The sequence below is a fragment of the Streptomyces sp. MBT53 genome, assembly GCF_016654115.1.
Classification (GTDB): Bacteria; Actinomycetota; Actinomycetes; order Streptomycetales; family Streptomycetaceae; genus Streptomyces.
In genome coordinates this window covers 1-1318 of record NZ_JAEQAZ010000440.1, presented here as the reverse complement: position 1 = coordinate 1318, position 1318 = coordinate 1, and the positions used below count along the sequence as shown (strand labels likewise).

Annotated in this window: 1 protein-coding gene; it reads right to left on the bottom strand. The window is 72.9% G+C overall.

Annotated features, from left to right (window positions below; translation table 11 throughout):
- Positions 1-329: 329 nt before the first annotated feature.
- Positions 330-1109 (bottom strand): DUF4190 domain-containing protein, encoded by a 780-nt coding sequence (locus JHN45_RS51975; RefSeq protein WP_201056503.1) that lies wholly within the window; start codon positions 1107-1109, stop codon positions 330-332.
- Between the last annotated feature and the right edge of the window lie 209 nt (positions 1110-1318).

Genomic DNA, 1318 nt, shown 5'->3' with positions numbered 1-1318 from the left:
ACGCGGGGGTGGGGAAGGGTGCTTCGGTCAGGTTGGGGTGCGGGACGTGTTGGGGGTGGCGCTTTGGCTGCGGTCGGGACGCGCGTTGGCGAAGGGGCGGGGGCGGCTTCAGCGGGGCGAGCGGCCGGGCGGCCGTCGAGGAGGCCCGTCGGTCACGGTTGGGCCCGCGCTGGCGGAGGGCCGGGGCGGTTTCGGTCGGGGCGAGCCGCTCAGGGTCCCGGTCGAGGAAAGCCTGTCGGTCGCAGTTGGGCTCGCGCTGGTGAAGGGGCGGCGGTGGCTTCGGTGGGGCGAGCCAGCGAGGGGGTGTTGGAGGGGCTCGGCTGTTGTGGTCAGTCCTGTGTCAGGGGTGGTGCCGACAGGCTGGGGGCCGAGTTGTAGGACGACGTCGAGTCGGAGTCCTGGTTGTCTTGCTCGTGCTGGTAGGCCGCGAAGCTGATGACCAACAGGGCGATCACGGCGACGCCGAGGATGATCCCGACGATGCCCGTGATCAGACCCGCCTGGGCCTGACCCCGGTTCGTGGCCTCGCCCCGGTCGGCCCGCTTCTTGCCCTTGACACCGAGAACGATGGCGATGATGCCGAGGACCACGGAGACGATGCCGTAGACGCAGAAGAGGCAGCAGGACAGGATGCCCAGCACCAGGGCCACGGTGCCCAGGTTGTTCTGCGGAGCCATCGGCATACCGGGCCAGCCGTAGCCCTGCGGGTAGCCGGGGTAGCCGTAGCCGCCGGGCATGCCCGGGGCGCCCGGCATGCCGGGTCCGGCGGGGGCGTTGGGCTGGCCGTAACCCGGAGCGCCGTAGTTGGGGAGGCCGGGGGGTGTGGCGGGGTAGCCGTAGCCGGGTGCGCCGGAAGCGGGTGGGGTTCCGGGCGCGCCGGAGGCAGGCGGGGCGAAGCCGTCTGCCGGGAGGGCGGTCATGGTCGGCTGGTAGTGCAGGGACGGCGGCTGCGGCGCCGGCTGCTGGGGCTGGGCAGCCGCGGGTGGGTAGGGCTGTGGCCCGGGGGTGGGCGGCTGTGCGCCCTTCTCCAGTGATGGCTTGCTCTCCGGGGGCGCCCACGGGTCGTCGTTCGCGCCCGCGCCGCCGTCCGGCTGTGTCTGGTCCCCCATGTCCCGTCCCCGTCCCCGTTGGTCGATCGTCAGGCCGACCATGCTAGAGCGTTCCTCTGACAGTTCCGCTACGCGGGCGGGCACGGATGCCGTCGGCCCAACCGGCCGTCACGGGCGACACCCACCGCTCCGCTACGGGTCGTCGCGGCCGGCTGCGGCCCGCCCGCGTAGCGGAACTGTCAGAGGAACGCTCTAGCATGGTCGGCCTG

Excerpts from the sequence above, each read along its gene's own strand:
- JHN45_RS51975 (WP_201056503.1), bottom strand. The coding sequence starts at position 1,109 with ATGGGGGACCAGACACAGCCGGACGGCGGCGCGGGCGCGAACGACGAC.